Origin of the sequence: Methylosinus sp. Sm6 (assembly GCF_019802345.1) — a bacterium.
In the GTDB taxonomy this organism is placed as follows: domain Bacteria; phylum Pseudomonadota; class Alphaproteobacteria; order Rhizobiales; family Beijerinckiaceae; genus Methylosinus.
The window spans coordinates 1-17,806 of sequence record NZ_JAINDZ010000055.1 but is presented as its reverse complement, the minus strand read 5'-3'; the positions used below and the strand labels follow the sequence as shown (position 1 = coordinate 17,806).

At 66.0% G+C, this 17,806-nt stretch carries 13 protein-coding genes; 7 read left to right on the top strand and 6 right to left on the bottom strand.

Annotated features, from left to right (window positions below; translation table 11 throughout):
* The coding region (locus K3F48_RS21960) for a hypothetical protein (protein ID WP_222577580.1) at nt 1-265 on the top strand (265 nt) is incomplete at its 5' end.
* Here the strand turns inward: K3F48_RS21960 and K3F48_RS21955 are convergent.
* The 6 genes from K3F48_RS21955 to K3F48_RS21930 all read right to left on the bottom strand — a co-directional run bounded on the left by K3F48_RS21955 (nt 184) and on the right by K3F48_RS21930 (nt 9,899).
* Complete coding sequence (locus K3F48_RS21955; RefSeq protein ID WP_255609593.1) at nt 184-2,823, bottom strand: TonB-dependent receptor; 2,640 nt, start codon at nt 2,821-2,823, stop codon at nt 184-186. The genes K3F48_RS21960 and K3F48_RS21955 overlap by 82 nt on opposite strands.
* Nucleotides 2,824-2,953: 130 nt before the next feature.
* Complete coding sequence (locus tag K3F48_RS21950) at nt 2,954-3,880, bottom strand: FecR domain-containing protein (RefSeq protein ID WP_222577578.1); 927 nt, start codon at nt 3,878-3,880, stop codon at nt 2,954-2,956.
* A 110-nt stretch (nt 3,881-3,990) separates the two neighbouring features.
* On the bottom strand, nt 3,991-4,491 hold the full coding sequence (locus K3F48_RS21945) for an RNA polymerase sigma factor (protein WP_222577577.1): 501 nt from the start codon (nt 4,489-4,491) through the stop codon (nt 3,991-3,993).
* Between the two features lie 105 nt (nt 4,492-4,596).
* Entirely contained in the window at nt 4,597-4,995 is a 399-nt protein-coding gene (locus K3F48_RS21940) for a DUF2946 family protein (protein ID WP_222577576.1), read from the bottom strand.
* A gap of 138 nt (nt 4,996-5,133) precedes the next feature.
* Nucleotides 5,134-7,398, bottom strand: a complete 2,265-nt coding sequence (locus K3F48_RS21935; protein ID WP_222577575.1) for a S8 family serine peptidase — start codon at nt 7,396-7,398, stop codon at nt 5,134-5,136.
* A gap of 236 nt (nt 7,399-7,634) precedes the next feature.
* Entirely contained in the window at nt 7,635-9,899 is a 2,265-nt protein-coding gene (locus K3F48_RS21930) for a S8 family serine peptidase (RefSeq protein WP_222577574.1), read from the bottom strand.
* Nucleotides 9,900-10,082: 183 nt separating this feature from the next.
* On the opposite strand from K3F48_RS21930, the gene K3F48_RS21925 reads away from it, so the two are divergent.
* From K3F48_RS21925 to K3F48_RS21900, 6 genes are all read left to right on the top strand, one after another.
* Complete coding sequence (locus tag K3F48_RS21925) at nt 10,083-11,438, top strand: cytochrome P450 (RefSeq protein WP_222577573.1); 1,356 nt, start codon at nt 10,083-10,085, stop codon at nt 11,436-11,438.
* 95 nt (nt 11,439-11,533) lie between these two features.
* Complete coding sequence (locus tag K3F48_RS21920) at nt 11,534-12,406, top strand: right-handed parallel beta-helix repeat-containing protein (RefSeq protein WP_222577572.1); 873 nt, start codon at nt 11,534-11,536, stop codon at nt 12,404-12,406.
* 14 nt (nt 12,407-12,420) lie between these two features.
* Nucleotides 12,421-13,212, top strand: coding sequence for a hypothetical protein (locus K3F48_RS21915; protein ID WP_222577571.1), 792 nt, complete (start codon nt 12,421-12,423; stop codon nt 13,210-13,212).
* A 243-nt stretch (nt 13,213-13,455) separates the two neighbouring features.
* A complete protein-coding gene (locus K3F48_RS21910; protein WP_222577570.1) occupies nt 13,456-13,956 on the top strand; it encodes an RNA polymerase sigma factor in 501 nt (166 codons plus the stop codon).
* A gap of 48 nt (nt 13,957-14,004) precedes the next feature.
* The gene (locus K3F48_RS21905; protein ID WP_370631470.1) at nt 14,005-14,949 is read left to right on the top strand and encodes a FecR domain-containing protein; all 945 of its coding nucleotides are present in this window, start codon (nt 14,005-14,007) and stop codon (nt 14,947-14,949) included.
* Nucleotides 14,950-15,095: 146 nt separating this feature from the next.
* A complete protein-coding gene (locus K3F48_RS21900) occupies nt 15,096-17,588 on the top strand; it encodes a TonB-dependent receptor (protein WP_222577569.1) in 2,493 nt (830 codons plus the stop codon).
* Nucleotides 17,589-17,806 lie beyond the last annotated feature (218 nt).

Here is a 17,806-nt window from a genome sequence, read left to right as displayed (position 1 = left end):
TCCCGCAGCGGCGACGAAAAGCAGCCACCCCACCGCCGACGCCTTTATCCGCATATATCGTAACGTCCGCATCTGTCATCCTCCGACGTTTTCGGCCCTCGCCTTGCCGACGCTGGCGAGGGCCGCATTTCCTGACCGCACGCACAACCCAAGCAGGAGCCTCCTCGCGCCCGCGCCGATCGGTCAGAACTTGAACTTGACGCCGCCGATGAAGCTGCGCGGCGCTCCAGCGATGATGCTGGCCGTGGTGCTGTTCGCCAATTGAGCGGCGGGAGTTTGCGTGGTCGTGCCCGCGATCAGTGTGTTGGTCATCACTCCTGCGCCCGCGACATAGGTGCGATCGAATATGTTCCTCACGTCGAAATACAGCTCGATGTTCTTGAAATAGGCGTCGGCGAAGTCCCTGCTGTAATGCAGATTCACATTCACGAGTCCGTAGCTCGGTATCGACGTCAGATTAGCGTTGTCGATCGTGTAGTCGCTACGATAGCTATATTCGACGTAGCCGCCTAGGCCTTTCAGATCGCCCAGGGGCTGGTCATAGCCGATACGCGCGGTGAGGTTGTGCGGCGGGACATTGGGAATCTTGTTGCCGCTCCGATCATACACCACCGTGGCCGAAAGCGCATCGTCGAAGCGGGTGAAGAACTGGTCATTGTAGGTATAAGAGCCGATGAAGCGCCATCCATCGAAGGGACGCCAGTCGACATTTGCCTCTATGCCGCGGTGGATCGCCGCCGGCACATTGTTGTAGTAGCTGAACCCCAGCGGCGAGACCTGACCTAAAATCTCATTGCGGAACCACTCGTAGAAGCCTGTCAGACCGAATGTGAGATTCGTTGACGGCGTCCAGTCGACCCCGAGGTCGACACCCATATTGGTCTGTGGCTTCAGGGCCGTATTGTTGCCGGAGCCGTTCGCGGTGGTGGTGAGCCAAGTGAAATTGGGCGTCCCATAGCCGACGGCGTAGCGGGCGCGAAGCTGCCATTCGGGGCTGTAGCGATAGGTCAGCGACGCTTCTGGAGCCGTGTTCCAATAGGCGGTTTCGGCCGACAGCAAGGTCGGCGCCGTCGGGAGCCCGGCATTGGTATAATTGTAGATCGTATTCGTTCCGGACACCTTGTTCCAGTTGGAGCTGAAGCCGACCGCGGCGGTCAATTCGTCGGTGAGCGCGATCTCCTCGCGCGCTTTCAGACCCACATTGGAATGAAAACTGTCGATATAATTGATCGGCGCGCCGGAAGCGCCGTAATTCCAGACGTTGGGAAGCCAGAGCGTCGTCGGATTGACGCTCTTCACATTGTCGTAGAAAAAGCCGAGGAAATGTGTCGCCGGCAGGCCTAAGAGAACGTCCCGGCGGGTGATGTCGGTCGCGACCGACACGCCGTAAGACGGCCCTTTGAGCGAAACGGGACCGGCGATCACGCGAAACGGAGGCGGCGTGTAGGAGGGCGGCGGATTGGTTCCGCTGGCGATCTCGAGATAGTCATAGGTGATCTGCGTGCGCCATGTCGTCGCGGCGTCGAAATCATGCTCCCAGCGCGCGCCTCCGATGAGGCGGATTCTGTGGGAGTGCTGGCCCAGCTGCGAGGTGCTCTGCGCGGAGATCGGCGGTCCGAACACGCCGTTGGTGGGCTGGTTCGTGCTCGCGCAGTTCGGGGTCCCAGCCACGCGGCATCCGGATTGAAACGGGTTCGAATAGAACTGCGACTGCGAAATGCGCAATTGCATGTCGGAGAAATTATCCGAGTAGAGCCCTTTGAGAACGAAGCGGTCGCTCGCGCTCGGTGACCATTTGACCAGAAGCTTCGCCGCGCCGAGGTCGTAGCCCATATGCTCGATGTAGTGGTCGCCGCGCGAATAGGAGGCGAACATCGACACGTCGAAATCGCCGAGGCTCGGGTCGGTGAATTTTCGTCCGGCGCGAATGAAACTGTTGATATGGCCGAAACTGCCGAATTCCGATCCGGCATGCACGCCGTCGATCTCCGCGCCCGAGTAGGATCGAAAATTGATCGCGCCGCCATAGGCGTAATTGCCGAACATCGCCGAGGATGGTCCGCGATAGACGTCGATTGCGCTGAACGCATGGGGATCGAGCAGATCCGTGCGGCCGCTGCCGTCCGAGGTGACGATCGGAAAGCCATCCTCGTACATCATGATATTGCGCACCCCGGCAATGAGGCGGTTAGCGGAGCCGCGGATCGAGACCACCTGATCGCGCGTCGACAATCCCTGCTGAACCGAGACGCCCGGGCTGTATTGCAGCATCTCCTGCACGGTGAACAACGGGGTCCTGTCGAGAAAGCGATGATCGATCGTGGTCGTCGACTGCCCGGGCGGGTCGCGGTAGATCGGCTCCCGGGCGCGCGCGGCGTCGAAGCCGGGAGCGCCGCCGGACCCGCTCGCCGAGCGTCTGCGCTCCGAGCCGATGTCGATCGGCGGCAGCGTTTCCGCGCCGCTCGCGTCGCTGCGCACCCTGTCGTTCTGCGCCAGCAGGATCGACACGCTCTCGCCGTCGTCGGCGAAGCGATAGGCGAGGCCGGTTCCCGACAGCAGGCGATCGAGGCCCTGCCGGACGGAAAACGAACCCTCGAGGCCGAGCGACGTCATGCGCCTCGTCACATGCGCGTCGTAGAGAATATGCAGCCCGCTCTTGTCGGCGAAAGAATTGAGCGCCGAGCCGAGCGAGCCCGCCGGAATGCTGTAGAGGCGCGACAGGGAGAGCGGCGTCTCGGGGGGAATCGCCGCCTGCGCCGGGGCGGGCTGGCCCGTCCCGATGGTGAGCGCGCCGAGCGCCGCCGCCGCAATCGTCGAACTCATACGCGCATCCTTGCTCCGCACCTTCGCCGCCATTTTGGCTCCCCCTCGAGCATCGGGGCTCGCATCGCCCCGCCTACCCGACGCGCTCGAAACGGAAACCGGAACCGGCGCATTAAAAATTATTCGTCTCTCATCGATGCAGCACGATCAGATAATCGGTGAGGAAAGTCGCCGTGAGGCCGAGCGAGGCCTCGATCTCGCGCAGGGCGCGCAGCGGATCGCCGGCGCCGAACACGCCGGTGACGCGGCGCGCGCAATCTTTGGGGCGCAGGCAAAAGACATAGCCGCGCCGGTGGCGGGCGAGCGCGGCGAGCGCTTCGCTCAGCGGCGCGTCCTCGATGATGAGCTTGCCGCGCCGCCAGGCGGTCGCGGCATCGACGTCGACGCTGCGCGGCGCCTCGGCGGCGCCCGCCCGCGCATAGGATGTCTGCCGCCCTTCCCCCAGCAGGAGGGCGCCGCCGCCGCTCGCCACCTCGACCGCGTGCTCGGTCACGGTGACGCGCGCGCCTGCGCCAGTCAGCGCAATGTCGAAGGCGGTGCCCCGTGCGGCGACAGTTCCCTCCGCCGCCTCGACGACGAAGGGGCGGGCGCGATCGGAGGCGACCTCGAACAGCGCCTCGCCGCGCAGCAGGACCACGCGGCGCTCGGCGTCGCCATAGCGCAGCGCGATCGCCGAGCGCGCGTCGAGATGGATGCGGGAGCCGTCGTCGAGAGTGACGGAGCGCGTCTCGCCGACGCCTGTCGCGCGATCCGCGCGCAGGAGGATCGACAGATCATCGAAGCCGATCCACAGCGCGAGGGCGGCCGCCGCCGCCGCCAGCGCCGCGGCGACGGGTCGAAAGCGGCCCGCCGCGACGCGGGGCGAGGGCGTCATGCCGCGCACATGGCGCACCATTCCCGCTATGTCGGCGAAGGCGGCGGCATGGGCGGGATCGCGCGCGAGCCAGTCGTGGAAGGCCGCCTCCTCCTGCGGCGCGAGCGGGCCGGCGCGGCGCGCCACCCACCAGGCGATGGCCTGCTCCCGCGCGTCCTGCTTCCCCTTGCCCTCGTCCTGCATGCCTCGGCCCGCGCGTGATCTTTGCGCCCACGCCGCTCGCGCGAGCGCGGGATCGTCGTCCAGGACGACGGGGAAGGGGGGCGAAACGGAACCCGTCCCCCCGAAAAATGTCAGTCCAGCGCCGCGCGGCAGAGGCGCAGCGCATTGGCCATGTGCTTGCGCGCCATGCGATCGGACATGCCGAGGCGGCGCGCGACCTCGATCATCGGAATATCCTCGAACACGCCCATCAGGAACACGTCGCGGCAACGCGGCGGCAGCGCCGCGATCGCCGCGGCGAGGCGCTGCGACTTGCGCTTGTGCCCCAGCGTCTCCTCGGGCGTCGCGTCCGGCGACGGCGGGTCGAGGAAAGAGTCGACATAATGCAGATAGCCCGTCTCGGTCTTGCGTCGGCGGAGGAAATCGAGGCTCAGATTGACGGCGATGCGTTGCAGAAAGGCCGGCGGATCGACGACCGTGTCGAAACGCTCGTGCCGCAGCGCGCGCACGAAGGTCTCCTGCAGCAGGTCGGAAGCGTCGTCCGGCCCCACCTTGCGGGTCAGATAATCGAGCAGCTCGCGCCGATTGTGCAAGAACAGCTCGCGGAAGGAAGACCTCTTGGCGTCCGGCACGAGCGATCCTCTCGTGAGCTCAGTTCGCGGCCGACGGCGCGCAGCGCCGGTCGTCCGCCCGGAAGGGCGCGAAGGAGAAGGGCGTGGCGGGGCGCGCCTGTTCGATCAGGCCCGCGGAGGCGCGCGCGGCGAAGAGGAGGAAGTCCGCGCCGCCGGCGGCGGCGCGTCGACGTCGGGCAAACGGCCGGACGCGGCGGCGAGAGGCCGCGGAGGTAAGACGGCCGCAGCCGGCGGACCGCCGGCGCCCGCCTGACCGGTCCCGCATCCGCCGAGCGGGCACAGGCCGCAGGGATGGCGCCCGCCGGGCGGCGCATGATCGCCGCCGGCGCTGGCGGCGCCGCAAATCTCCGCCGAGGCGGTCACAAAGGCTTCGTCGCCGCGCGGAGCCGCATGCGCGACGCCGGCGAGAAGGAAGGCGAAAGCCTGCAGGAGCACGGCCAGCACGACGCAGCAGGAAGCGGCCGCGCGGACCGTCCGACGCCGAAAGGGCAGAAGCTTCGCCATCGGGAGAAAATCCGCAAAAGCGCGAGCGTCGTCAAGCGTCCATAATGGCGCAGCTCGCGCGCCGGTCCGCTCGGACCGGGTTCCATCGGGAAGGAGCGGCGCGTGGCCGCTCCTTCCTCGGGGTGGATGCGATCGGCTTTATGGCGCCAGAGACACCTTGGCGCGGTCGAGGCTCTGCGCGCCGGCGGGCGTGAACCACAGCCGATAGCGGCCCTGCCCGCCGTGCCAGCCGCTGAGCTGCGCGTAATAGGTCGTTCCTGCCGTCATGTTGAAAGTCACCCGGCTCAGCCGATCGGTGAAGCTGAAGTCGTCATTGACGGCGACGAGCGTCAGAGTGGCGAGCGTCGAGCCCTTGTAGACGCCCAGCACAGTGTCGTCGAGCGTCGGCGATCCTTCAGTGTCCAGCGTGATCAGCCCGGTCGCGGGCGCCGTGAAGCGGAACCACACGGTCGATGTGTTGGCGGCGTCGCCATTGAGGTTCGGCTCGTCGGTCTCTTTCGTCGCGCCGAAATTGCCGCCGGCGACGCCCACCTCGCTCGAGGCGCTCAGGGTCACGACGCTCGCCTTGGCGAAATTGTCGTTCGCCGGCGGGCGTGTGACATTGAGCTGAATCGAGCATTCTTCGGAAGAGGTCTTGCCCGCCACGACGATATGATAGGTCTCGCCGGCGCGGGCGTTGAAGCTGACCCGGCTCTGCTTCACCGTGGAGGAGATATTGTCGTTCACGGCGACCTGCACGCCGCGGCTCGTCACCGAGGTCGCCCCTCTGAACACCCCTAGCACCGTGTCGAAGCCCGAGCCGAGCGTGTCGATGGTGACCGGGCCCGCGAAGCTCGGCGTCCACTTCCACCAGACGCTGCGGCTCGTGGTGGTCCCGACATAGCTGGGCTCGTCCGCCTCGAAAGTGGCGGCGACATTGGAGCCGGTCGTCGTGTATTGCGTGGCATTGGCGGGAATGGACGCGGCCGACGCGAATTTATCGTTGGTCGGCGGCACGGGGGACGAGAGCAGCGAGCGCGCCGCATTGACGCGGATGAGCGGCTTGGCGATCGTGCCGCCCGAGCGCGTGTCGGGGGTGGCGAACCCCTTTCTCTTCAGCGCGTCCTCGATCCGGCAGGCCGAAACATTGGGGAACAGCTGCCTCAGAGTGGCGACGGCGCCGGCCACATGAGGCGCGGCCATGGAGGTTCCGCACTTCGCGTCGAAGGCGTTGGTCGGCACGGAGGAGATCACGCAGTCGCCTCCGAGCTCGCCGCCGGGCGCAAACAGATCTGTCGTCGGGCTGATATTGGTGTAGCTCGCGACGACGCCCGCGCGGCTCGTGGCCGCCACCGACACGATCGACGACAAGCAGGCGGGGAAGGACATCCGGCCGGTCTCGCCGTCATTGCCGGCGGAAACCACCGACAGCACGCCCTTCTTGCGCAGATTGTCGATGACCGGCTTCAGCAGCGCCATCTGAGAATCGGCGTCGCAATTGCCGGCGTCGGCGCCGCCGCCGACGCTCATATTGATCGAGGCGATCTTCAGCGGGTTCGAGCCGGAGCTCAGCAGCACGAGATCCTCGACATGCTCGAAGGCGCGCAGGATCGTCGCCTGCGACACGCTGGCGTTCGGGCCGAAAATATTGATGGGCACCAGCTTCGCGCTCGGGGCGACACCCTTGTCCGGCGCGCCCGTGGCGCGCTTGCCGACTGCTATGCCGGCCGTATGCGTGCCATGGCTCGCCCCCGCGGCGGCGGCGGAAGCGCCGGTTCCGATCTGTTCATTGGTTCCGTTCGGACAGTCATTGGTGTCGAGAAAGCAGGCTTCGCGGCCCGAATAGAGCCGCGAGGCTCCGAGGAAGACGTGATCGCGCTGAATGCCGTCGTCGATCTGCGCCACCGCATAGCCGGCGCCGGTTCCCCCGGCCGCATGCACGTTCGGCATGCCGATGAACGGCACGGTCAGCGCGAGCTGCTTTTGCATCGGGCGATCATAGTCGATCGAGACGACGCGCGGATCCTTGGCGAGCGCGGCGAGCTCGGCCTCGTCGACGACGGCGGAGAAGGCCGGAACCGTCGTCAAACGGATGAGCGCGGGCGCGCCCTTCGCCTTGCCGACGCGAGACAGCTTGTGGCTCGACAGCACGGAATCGACCGTCGTCGCGACCTGCTGCTTGATCGCCGCTCGGGTCGCCCCGACGCGCGCCGCGGCCGACATGTCCTCGATGGTCGCTCCCGAGCTCGGCTTCACGACGACGGTGACGCGAACCGCGCCCGTATCGGCGATCGCGCCGGCGATCTCGCTCGCCGTTCCGGTTTTCGCGGCGACGGCGGGATCGATCTTCGCTTTCTTCGTTTCCGCGCGTGCGGGCGTGGCCAGAACGGCCGCGGCGAGCGCGGCGAACAACAATCGAAACATGGCGATGCCCCTATCGACGATTCGAACAAGATCGGACGCGGCCGATGCGCGCCGAGACTATTCCGCAGTTTGTCGACAAACGCAATCCTCACGCCCACGCTGCGCCGCGCGCGACGTCGCGACAAGGAGGGGCGAGAGCCTGCGGGAGCACGGTCGTCGCGACGCCGGAAGGGCGGCAAAACAAAAAGGAGCGGCGCGCGCGCCGCTCCTCATTGCATCTCGAATGCGTCGCCCGGTTATTCCGCGAGTGACGTCTTCGCGTGGTCGAGGCTCTGCGCGCCGGCCGGCGTGAACCACAGGTAATAGCGCCCCTGCGCGCCATGCCAGCCGCTCAGCTGAACATAGTAGGTCGCTCCCGCCGTGGCGCCGAAGTTCAGCCGGCTCGCCGTATTGACGCCTTGCACGATGTCGTCGTTGACCGCGACGAGCGTCAGCGCGTCGAGCGCCGCGCCCTTGTAGACGGCGAGCACCGTATCGGTGAGCGTCGGCGAGCCCGACGTGTCGAGATACAGGACACCCGTCTCGGGCGCGGTGAAGCGGAACCACACGGTCGACGTATTGGCCGCGTCGCCATTGAGGCTCGGCTCGCCGGTCTCCTTGGTCGCGCCGTCATTGCTTCCCGCCACGCCGACCTCGGTCGCGACCGGCAGTTTCACGACAGTCGCCTGGGCGAAATTATTGTTCAGCGGCGGACGCGAGACATTGAGCGTGATCGAGCACTCCTCCGTCGCTCTCTTGCCCGCCACCACGATGTGGTAGGTCTGGCCCGCGAGCGCGTTGAAGGTGACGCGGCTCTGCTTCACCGTGCTGGAGATATTGTCGTTCGTCGCCACCACAGTGCCGCGGCTCGTGACCGAGGTCGCTCCCCGATAGACCGCCACCACCGTGTCGAACCCCGAGCCGAGCGTGTCGATGGTGACCGGACCCGCGACATTCGGCGTCCATTTCCACCATACGCTGCGCGCCGCCGTCGTCCCGACATGGCTGGGCTCGCCGGTCTCGAGCGTGGCGCCGACATTCGCGCCGTCGGTCGTGTAGCGCCACGCATGAGCGGGAATGACGAGCGCCGAGGCGAATTTGTCATTGCTCGGCGCCACGGGGGTCTTCAGCCGCAGGCGCGCCTCGTTCACGCGAATGAGCGGCTTGGTGTAGAGGCCGCCGGAACGAATGTCCGAGGTGGGAAGGCCCGTCGTCTTCAGCGCATTTTCGATCTGGCAGGCGGTGGCCTTCGGGTTCAGCTGCTTCAGCGTCGCGATGGCGCCCGCCACATGAGGCGCGGCCATGGATGTGCCGCACTTCGCGCCGAACGCGCTGGTCGGCACCGAGGAGACGACGCAGTCGTCGAACTCGCCGCCGGGCGCGAACAGGTCCGTGCTCTGGTTGATGTTGGTGTAGCTCGCCACGACGCCCTTGCGGCTCGTCGCCGCCACCGACACGATGGTGGAGAGACAGCCCGGGAACGACGTCTTGGCGCGCTCGCCGTCATTGCCCGCGGACACCGTCGCCAGCACGCCCTTCTTGCGAAGATTGTCGATGACCGGCTTCAGCAGCTTCATATCGGCGTCGCCGTCGCAGACGCCGACGCTGCCGCCGCCGCCGACGCTCATATTGATCGAGGCGATCTTCAGCGGATTCGAGCCCGAGCTTTCCATCACCAGATCTTCTACATGCTCGAAGGCGCGCAGGATCGTCGATTGCGACACGCCGTCGTTCGGGCCGAAAATATTGATCGGCACGAGCTTCGCGCTCCGCGCGACGCCGTTTTTCGGCGTGCCGGAGGCGCGATTGCCGACGGCGATGCCGGACGTGTGCATGCCATGGCTCGCCCCCGCGGCGGCGGCCGAAGCGCCCGTTCCGATCTGCTCATTGGTCCCGTTCGGACAATCATTGGTGTCGAGGATACAGGCCTCGCGGCCGGGATAGAGGCGCGACGTTCCGATGAAGGGGTGGTTGCGCTGGATGCCGTCGTCGATCACCGCCACCGCATAGCCAGATCCGGCGCCGCCGGCGCTGTAAACGCTGGTCATGCCGATGAACGGCACGGTCACCGACAGGTGCTTTTTCATCGGGCGATCATATTCGATCGAGACGACGCTCGGATCCTTGGCGAGCGCGGCGAGCTCCGCCGCGTCGACCACCGCGGAGAAGGCCGGAATGGTCTTCAGCCGGACGATGGCGGGCGAGCCCTTGCCGCCGCCGACATGGGAGAATTTGTGAGCCGACAGCACGCTGTCGAGCGTCGCCGTCACCTGCTGCTTGATCGCGGCGCGCGATGCGGGGACGCGCCCGGCGGCCGTCACGTCTTCGACGGTCGCTCCCGAGCTCGGCTTCACGACGACGAGCACGCGGACCGTGCCCTTGTCGGCGAGCGCGCCGCCGATCTCATCGGCCGTGCCGGTCTTCGCGGCGATCGCCGGGTCGACCTTGACGCCTTTCGTTTCCGCATGCGCGGACGACGATAGAGCCGCCGCGGCGAGCGCGACGATTGCGAATCTAAACATTTCCAAGGGGCTCCTTCACAATTGAACGCCGGCGGCGAGCGCCGGAGATCGGGGCCTGCATATCCGACGGGTCCGTCGAGCGCAATCCTCGAGCTCGCGCTTTCTGCGGCTGGGCGCAAAATGCGGGGCGACAGGCGCGCGACGCTGCGTCATAAATCGCGCATTCGTCGATGGAGCCGCGACATGTTTCACGATCCGGAGCTCATGCCTTTCACGCCGCGCGCGCGTCCGTCGTTGCGCGTCGCCGCTTTCAATCAGATCGAGAACTGGCCGGCCGAAGCCTATCGCGATCGATTTGCGACGATGCGCGGCCTGTGGCCGCTGCTGCCGCCGACTTTGCTCATCTGCGATCCGATTCTCATCGAGGAGGCGCTCGTCACGCGCGCCGACGCGTTCGAGCGCGATCGCTTCCAGACGCGCGCGCTGTCCAACGTCGTCAATCGCGACAGCCTTTTCTTCGCGGAGGGCGCCGATTGGCGATGGCAGCGGCGCGCCGCGGCGCCGGCGTTTCGTCACGAAAATCTGCTCGCGCTGGTTCCGATCTTCGCGCGCTGCGCATCCGATCTCGCCGAGCGATGGCGACGCTCGGACGGCGTTCTCGACGTCGCGCCGGAAATGTCGAAGCTGACCTTCGCCATTATTCTGCGCGCCGTGCTCGGGGACGGCGAGCGGCGGCTCGATGAGCGCAAGTTTCTCGAGGCGCTCGCCCCCTCGCTCGCGAGCGTCGGCTGGCGCTTTCTCTATGCGCGCATCGGCCTGCCGAACGCATTTCCCTTTCCCGGCTCGCGCCGCACCGCGCAGAGCATCGCCTGGCTGCGCGAAGCGACGACGGATCTCGTCGCGCATCGACGCGCGCAGAGCAAAAGCGCGGAGGACATTCTCGGCCTGCTGCTCTCCGCGCAGGATCCGGAGACAGGGCGCATGATGACCGACGACGAGCTCGTGTCCAATCTCTACACATTCATGATCGCGGGCCATGAGACCTCGGCCACGGCGCTCGCCTGGGCGCTGTGGCTGCTCGCCAAGGATCAGCCGACGCAGACTCGTCTGCGCGCCGAGATCGACGCCGCCATCGGCGCGCGCGAGATCGAGGCGCAGGACTTGGAGAAGCTCGGCTTCGCGCGGCAAGTGTTGTGCGAAGCGATGCGGCTGTTTCCGCCGGCGATCGGAATCGGCCGCGCGCCGCGCGAGGATGCGACGCTCGGGCCGCTGCGCCTTTCCGCTGGCCGGCTGGCGATCTTCGCGACCTTCTGCGTGCATCGCCACGAAAAATTATGGGAGGAGCCGCATGGCTTCGATCCGGAGCGTTTCGCGCCCGAGCGCGCGAAGGCGCGCCATCGCTGCGCCTTCCTGCCTTTCGGCGCCGGCCCGCGCGTCTGCATCGGCATGAATTTCGCGATGATCGAGATGATCGTGCTGCTGGCGAGCCTCGTTCGCGCGTTCCGTTTCCGCCCGGCGCCCCGCCATCGCATGGTCCTCGGAACCGGTCTCACGCTGCGCTCGCGGACCGGCCTGCCGCTGGCGGTCGAGCGGGTGTGAGCGGCGCGGCAAAGCGCTTTTTTGCTCGCTTTTGATGCGGCGGACTTTGCGATCCCGTGTAATATCGGCCTGGGCTTCGACAGGGGGGGATGGTCATGCTCGTTCGGTTTGTTCACTGCGTCGGTCTCGCGGCCGGCCTCGCCGCCGGGCTTGCCGGGGGCGAGACGCGCGCCGCGGCGCTGTCCTATGTCTCGGTTGCCGGGAGCAACTCCGGCGACTGTTCCGATCCGAAGACGCCGTGCAAGACGCTCGCTTATGCGGTGACGAAGACATCGACCGGCGGCGAGATCAAGACGTTGCTGCCGGGCGACTATGGCCCGGCGACCATTCCGAAGTCGCTGACGCTGACGGGCGTCCCGGGCGCGCTGGTGATGGTCGGAGCCGACGGCGTCGGATTGACGATCTCTGGCAACTCGACCACCGTCGTCTCCATCACCGGCTTCACCTTCAATGGACAAGCGGTCGCCTCGATCGGCGTCAAGGCGACCAGGGCCGGACAAGTGCTGGTGAAACACTGCGCGATCAAGAACTTCAAAAATTGGGGACTCGAGATCGGGGTGAACGGCGCGACGAAGTTTTCGATCGAGGACTCGTTCATCTCCAATGTGACCTATGGCGTCTATCTCCACAAGACGGCCTCGACCGGCGCTCCGAAGGGCGTCGTGCATCGCTCGACGATCGTCGGCAAGGGCAACGGCATCGGAGTCGCCGTGATGGGCGCCTCGGACGTCCGCGTTTCCGAAAACCTCATCGGGCATTTCGAATATGGGATTTATTCGGGCGGCGACACGGGCAATGTGCTGCGCATCGCCCGCAACACCATCTCGCAGAACGCCAATGGCGTGTTCATCGAGACGGGCCTGGGCGCGAAGGCGGAGACGGCGCACGACAATTTCATCGCCGGCAACACCACGACGGATCTCGACCCGGTCAATGGCGCGCCTTTGACCAATGTCGGCACGCAATGAGCCGGGGCTGGAACATGAAGCCTTTATCTCTGACGAGCGCCCTCACGCTCGCTTGCCTCGCCGCCGGGCCGGCTCTCGCCGCGAACAGCGTGTCCTTCGTCGCCGTGACTGGGAACGACACGCGCAATTGCGCCACGCCGGCGACCGCCTGCCGGACCTTCCAGCGCGCCCATGACGCGACCTCGCCGCATGGCGAGATCATCGCGCTGACGCCGGGCGATTTCCGGCCGCTGACGATCGCCAAATCGATCAGCGTCACCGGCGTCGAGGGCGCCGGCGTTTTCGGCGGCGCGTCGAGGCTCGTCACCGTCGAAGCGGGACCGACCGATGTCGTCCATCTCGCCGGCCTGACGCTCGACGGCGGCTCGCTGTCCAACACCGCCGTGCATATGGGAAGCGCGCGCGACGTGACGCTCCGCCAATGCGCAATTCGAAATTTCATGCGCTGGGGGCTTTCGACGGGGGCCGTCTCGCAAGCGTTGATCGAGGACATGTCCGTCAGCGTCATCGGCAGCGACCCCGGCTTGAATCTGTGGGCGCCGACCCTCGTGCATCGCGTCGTCGCGCGCGCGGCGCGTGGCTCCGCGCTCGTCGCCGGCAATACCGGCGTCACGGTTTCGGAATCGTCCTTCGCGGACAGCGCCAATGGCGTCGATGCGTTCGGTCCGGTCTACATGACCCGGTCCGCGGTGACCGGCAACAGCGTGAACGGCTTCCGCGGCGCCATCACCAGCGCCGGCGACAATTTCATTCGCGGCAATGGATCGGGTGGGAGCGGGACGATCACCACTATCGGCGCCCAATGAAGGCGCGTTTGGGAAGAGGGATGGGCGAGATGAAAAAGCAGATCGCGGTCGCCGGCGCTCTCGCGCTCGCTCTCCTCGCCCCCGGGCCGGCGCTTGCCGCGATATCGGCCGGCAGTGAGCATAGGCGCCGCCCTTTGTGACATTGCCGCAACAAGCGGGATTTATTTCCGCGCGGGCGTTGACCGCCGCATTGGCGCGGCTCTACCTTCGCCGCCTCGCAAGCGGTGTGAGCGGATGCGGCGGATGTTCTCACGCGAGCAGAGCGCGATCGGCGATCTCTTCGAGCGCCATCGACGCGAGCTTTTGGCCTATCTCACGCGCAAGATCGGACAGGCCGACGCCCCCGATCTGCTGCAGGAGACGTTTGCGCGCTTCATCGCGCGCGTCGACGCTGAGGCGGTGGCGGAGCCGCCGCCCTTCCTGCAGAAGATCGCCATGAATCTCGCCCGCGATTTTGCGCGCGCGCAGGCCGCGGAGGCGAAGCTCTTCGACATCGGCGCGGTCGGCGCCGACGCGCCCTCGCCTGGACTCTCGCCACTCGCGCAGTTGGAGGCGACGCAGCAATGGCGGCTCGTCCTCGCCGCCATTCTGGCGCTGCCGCCGCGCTGCCGCGAGGTCTTCGTCCTCTATATGAACGACGGCCTCGATCTCGGCGAGATCGCCGCGCGACTCGGCATGTCGCGCAATATGGCGCAAAAGCACATGCGCATGGCGCTCGCCCGCTGCTGGGCGGCGCTGGAATAAATTGCGCGCCCGACCTCCTGTTCCGGCCGCTCCCGCGTGGAAGAGGAGGTGAGCGACGGCGGCATGACCGAGGAGCAGCGAGCCATTCCGGAGGAGATCCGCGCCGCGGCCATCGACTGGTGGCTGCGCCGCAACGAGCGCGCGCCGACGCGCCGCGAGCAGCGCGCCTTCGAGGATTGGCTCGCCGCGGATGCGCGCCACCGCCTCGCCTTCGAGACAATCTCGGGCGTCTGCGGCTTTCTCGGCACGAAGCTGCCGGGCGCGCGGCCGATCCGCAAGACGCGGGGCCGCCGGCGCAAAATCACGGGCGCGGCGGCGGCCGGCGCGCTGGCGCTCCTGTTCCAGCATGAGATCGCTCTTTATTTTCGCTCGGACCATGCGACCGGCGCCGGCGAGACCAAGCGCGTGACGCTGGCCGACGGCTCGCGCGTGGAGCTCGACGCCAAAAGCGCCATCGCCGTGCGTTTCGCCGACGGCGAGCGGCGGATCGCGCTCATCGAGGGCGAGGCCTGGTTCGACGTCGCGCCCGATCCGTCGCGGCCCTTCGTCGTTGCGGCCGGCTCCGGCGCGATCACCGCGCTCGGCACCGCCTTCGACGTCGCGGTGGACGGCGACGCCGTGCGCGTCGTCGTGGGCGAGCATAGGGTGAAGGTGGAGAATGGCGGCGCCGCAGTCGTTGTCGCCGAGGGCGAGGGCGCCGCCTTCGCGGACGGCGCGCCGGCGTCGCCGCCCGCGAAGACGGATGTCGCGCGGGCGACCTCATGGCGGCGGGGCCGGCTGATCTTCGCGGACGCCCCGCTCGGCGATGTGGTGGCGACGCTGGCGCGCCATCATCGGGGCTTCGTGGCCTTTCTCGATCCGTCTTTGAAGACGCGGCGGGTGACGGGCGTGTTCCTCGCCGATGATCCGCTCGCGGCCTTCGACGAGATCGAGACCGCGCTCGGCGTGCGCGTGACGCGCCTTTCCAATTATCTGATGCTGATCCATAAATAAATTTGTCGGGGCGACCTCCTCTTTCGCCGCCGCCTCCGTGGAGTCGCCGAGGGCCATGACCGGCCCTGGAACGATGAGAGGCGGCGATGACGGTGACGAGGCGTTCGAACAGGATTGCTCGGGGCGGACGGGCGATCGGAGGCGGCATGGGATCGACGCTGGCGGCGGCGGCGATGAGCGCATTCGCTTTGGGGGCAGGCGCGTCGGACACGCCGGCGCAGGCCAATGTGGCGCCGCAAGAGCGCCTCGGCCTGCTTCGTAGATATGACCTCGCGCCGGCGCGACTCGCCGATAATCTCAACGCCTTCGCCGACGCCAATCGGCTGCAGATCGTCTATGACGCGAACGTCACCGGCGGGCTGCGCTCGCGCGGGCTCATCGGAAACTATACGGTTCGAGAGGCGCTCGACCGTCTGCTCGAAGGCTCGGGGCTGAGCTATCGTCTGTCCGAGCAGCGCGCGACGATCTCGATCCGGCTGGCGCAGGCGGACAATGGCGTGCGCAGCGACGTGAGCGACGCCGAGAGACTGCCGCCGATCGACGTGGGGGCCGCTTCTGGCGAGACGCGGGACGGGCGGCGCGGCGGAGCGCCGCAAGGGCCGGGCGACAGACATACGGGCTACAACGCCGTCAGCGCGCCGACGACGCTGAAGACGGACACGCCGCTGCTGAAGACGCCGCTGACCGTCGAGGTGGTGACGCGGCAGACGATGGACGATCAACAGGCGATCAGCGTCGGCGACGCGCTTCTCACCAATGTCAGCGGCGTGACGGAGAGCACGAACGTCCTCGACGTGTTCAAAATTCGCGGCTTCTCGAACCCCATTGGCAACATCTTCAAAAACGGTCTGATGGAATATCGGATTCGCAAGCTCGACACGACCAATCTTCAGACGGTCGAAGTGCTCAAGGGGCCGGCGTCGCTGTTGTTCGGCAGAGGCGAGCCCGGCGGCATCGTCAATCTCGTGGTCAAGCGGCCGCTCGACACGCCTTATTATTCGATCCAGCAGCAAGTTAAATCTTTCAGCGGAACGCGAACGACCATCGACGCGACAGGTCCGCTGACGCAGGACAAGTCCATCTTGTACCGCGTCAACGCCGAATACTACAGCAACGGCTCGTATCGCGATTACGTCTCCGATCGAAACCTCTTCATCGCGCCGACGCTCACCTTTCAGCCGATCGAGCAGTTCCGGATGAATATCGATTTCGAATATCAGAACAGGACCTGGGTGGATGATTATCCGGTGCTCCCGGCGGTCGGCGGAAGCCCCGCGTCGATTCCGGTCAGCCGATATCTGTCCTCGGCTTCTCTCATGACGGCGTATCCCGATCATTCGGATCGGAAGCGCATCGCCTATGATTGGACTTACGAATTTCTGCCTGGCTGGAGCCTGACCAATCGGCTGAGCTACACCAGCATCGCCACCCGGAACGAAAATGTCGTTCCACTCAGCTTCAATCAGACGACTGGCGTGCTCGGTCGCTTCGCCTTTTTTATCCCTGGGACGACGGATCGAACCTTCGCGACCAATCTCGACCTCAAAGGAAAATTCTCCACCGGCCCTATCGATCATTCGATATTGGTGGGCCTGGACGCGTTCAAGAACTATATTCCTCTCTACGTCTCCTATCAGCCGTTTCTCAGCTCGATCAACATCTATGATCCGCGCTCCTGGCAAGTGGAGAATCCCTACGGCAATCAGGTGTTCGGCAAGTCGGCGCAAAAATGGACCGGCGTCTACGGTCAGGACATGATCTCCTTGCTCGACGACACCGTCCATATCCTGCTCGGCGGTCGATATGATTGGGCGGAGTCGAGCGCCAACAAAAACTTCAGCTCCTATCTCAACGCGCTCTCGAGCTATGTGACGACCTACAACACCGCCTTCAGCCCACGAGTCGGCGCCGTCTATCAGCCGCTGCCATGGCTGTCTTTCTATGGCAGCTACGCGCGGTCATTCGGCGTGAGCAATTCGTCGTCGACCGGGCTCCCGCTGGATCCGCAGCGTGGAGAACTCTACGAAGCCGGCGTCAAGGCCGAGCTGCTCGACAGGCGCCTCAGTCTGACAATGGCCTATTTCGACATCTTCAAGACCAATATGCCCTATGCGGATCCGACCAATGCGAGGAATACGCTGCTGATCGGCAAAGCGCGCAGCCAGGGCTTCGAATTCGATCTGACCGGCCGCATCGACGACAATTGGAGCGTCATCGCCAACTATACGCATGACGACGTGCGCACGGTTCAAGGCGCGTTGAGCTATAATCCGGCGACGTTGATCACCACCCAACTCGCGATCTCCGGCTCCAAGCTGCCGGCGTCCCCACGCAACTACGGCAATCTATGGGTAAAATATGATGCGGACGGCGAGCTTCAGGGATTGAGCCTCGGCGCCGGCGTTTCCGTCCATGAGAGCTCGTTCGGCGACAATGCGAACTCCTACGTCCTTCCCGCATATGCGCTCGTCAACGGCATGATCGCCTATCGGACGAACATAGAGGGCTACACCGTCACCGGCCAGCTGAACGTCAAGAACCTCGGCGACGTGACCTATTATCCGACTTCGACGGACCGATACACGATCCAGACCGGGACGCCGCGCACTTTCGTCGGCTCGCTGCGGGTGGAGTTCTGATCGCCTGTTGCAGGGAGGGCGCTCGGCGCGAGGCGACGAACAAATTTTTGTCCCGAGTGTTCCCTTTCGGCGCGCTCGTTCGTCTTAGGTGGTAGAGCGCCGTTCCCAATCATATCGCCGACGAGACTGGCCTCGTCGGCCCAGCGGAGGATTTATCGATGCGGCTATTGCAGGGGGCTTCACTCATCGCGGCGGTGGGCGCGTGTCTCGCCGCCGGC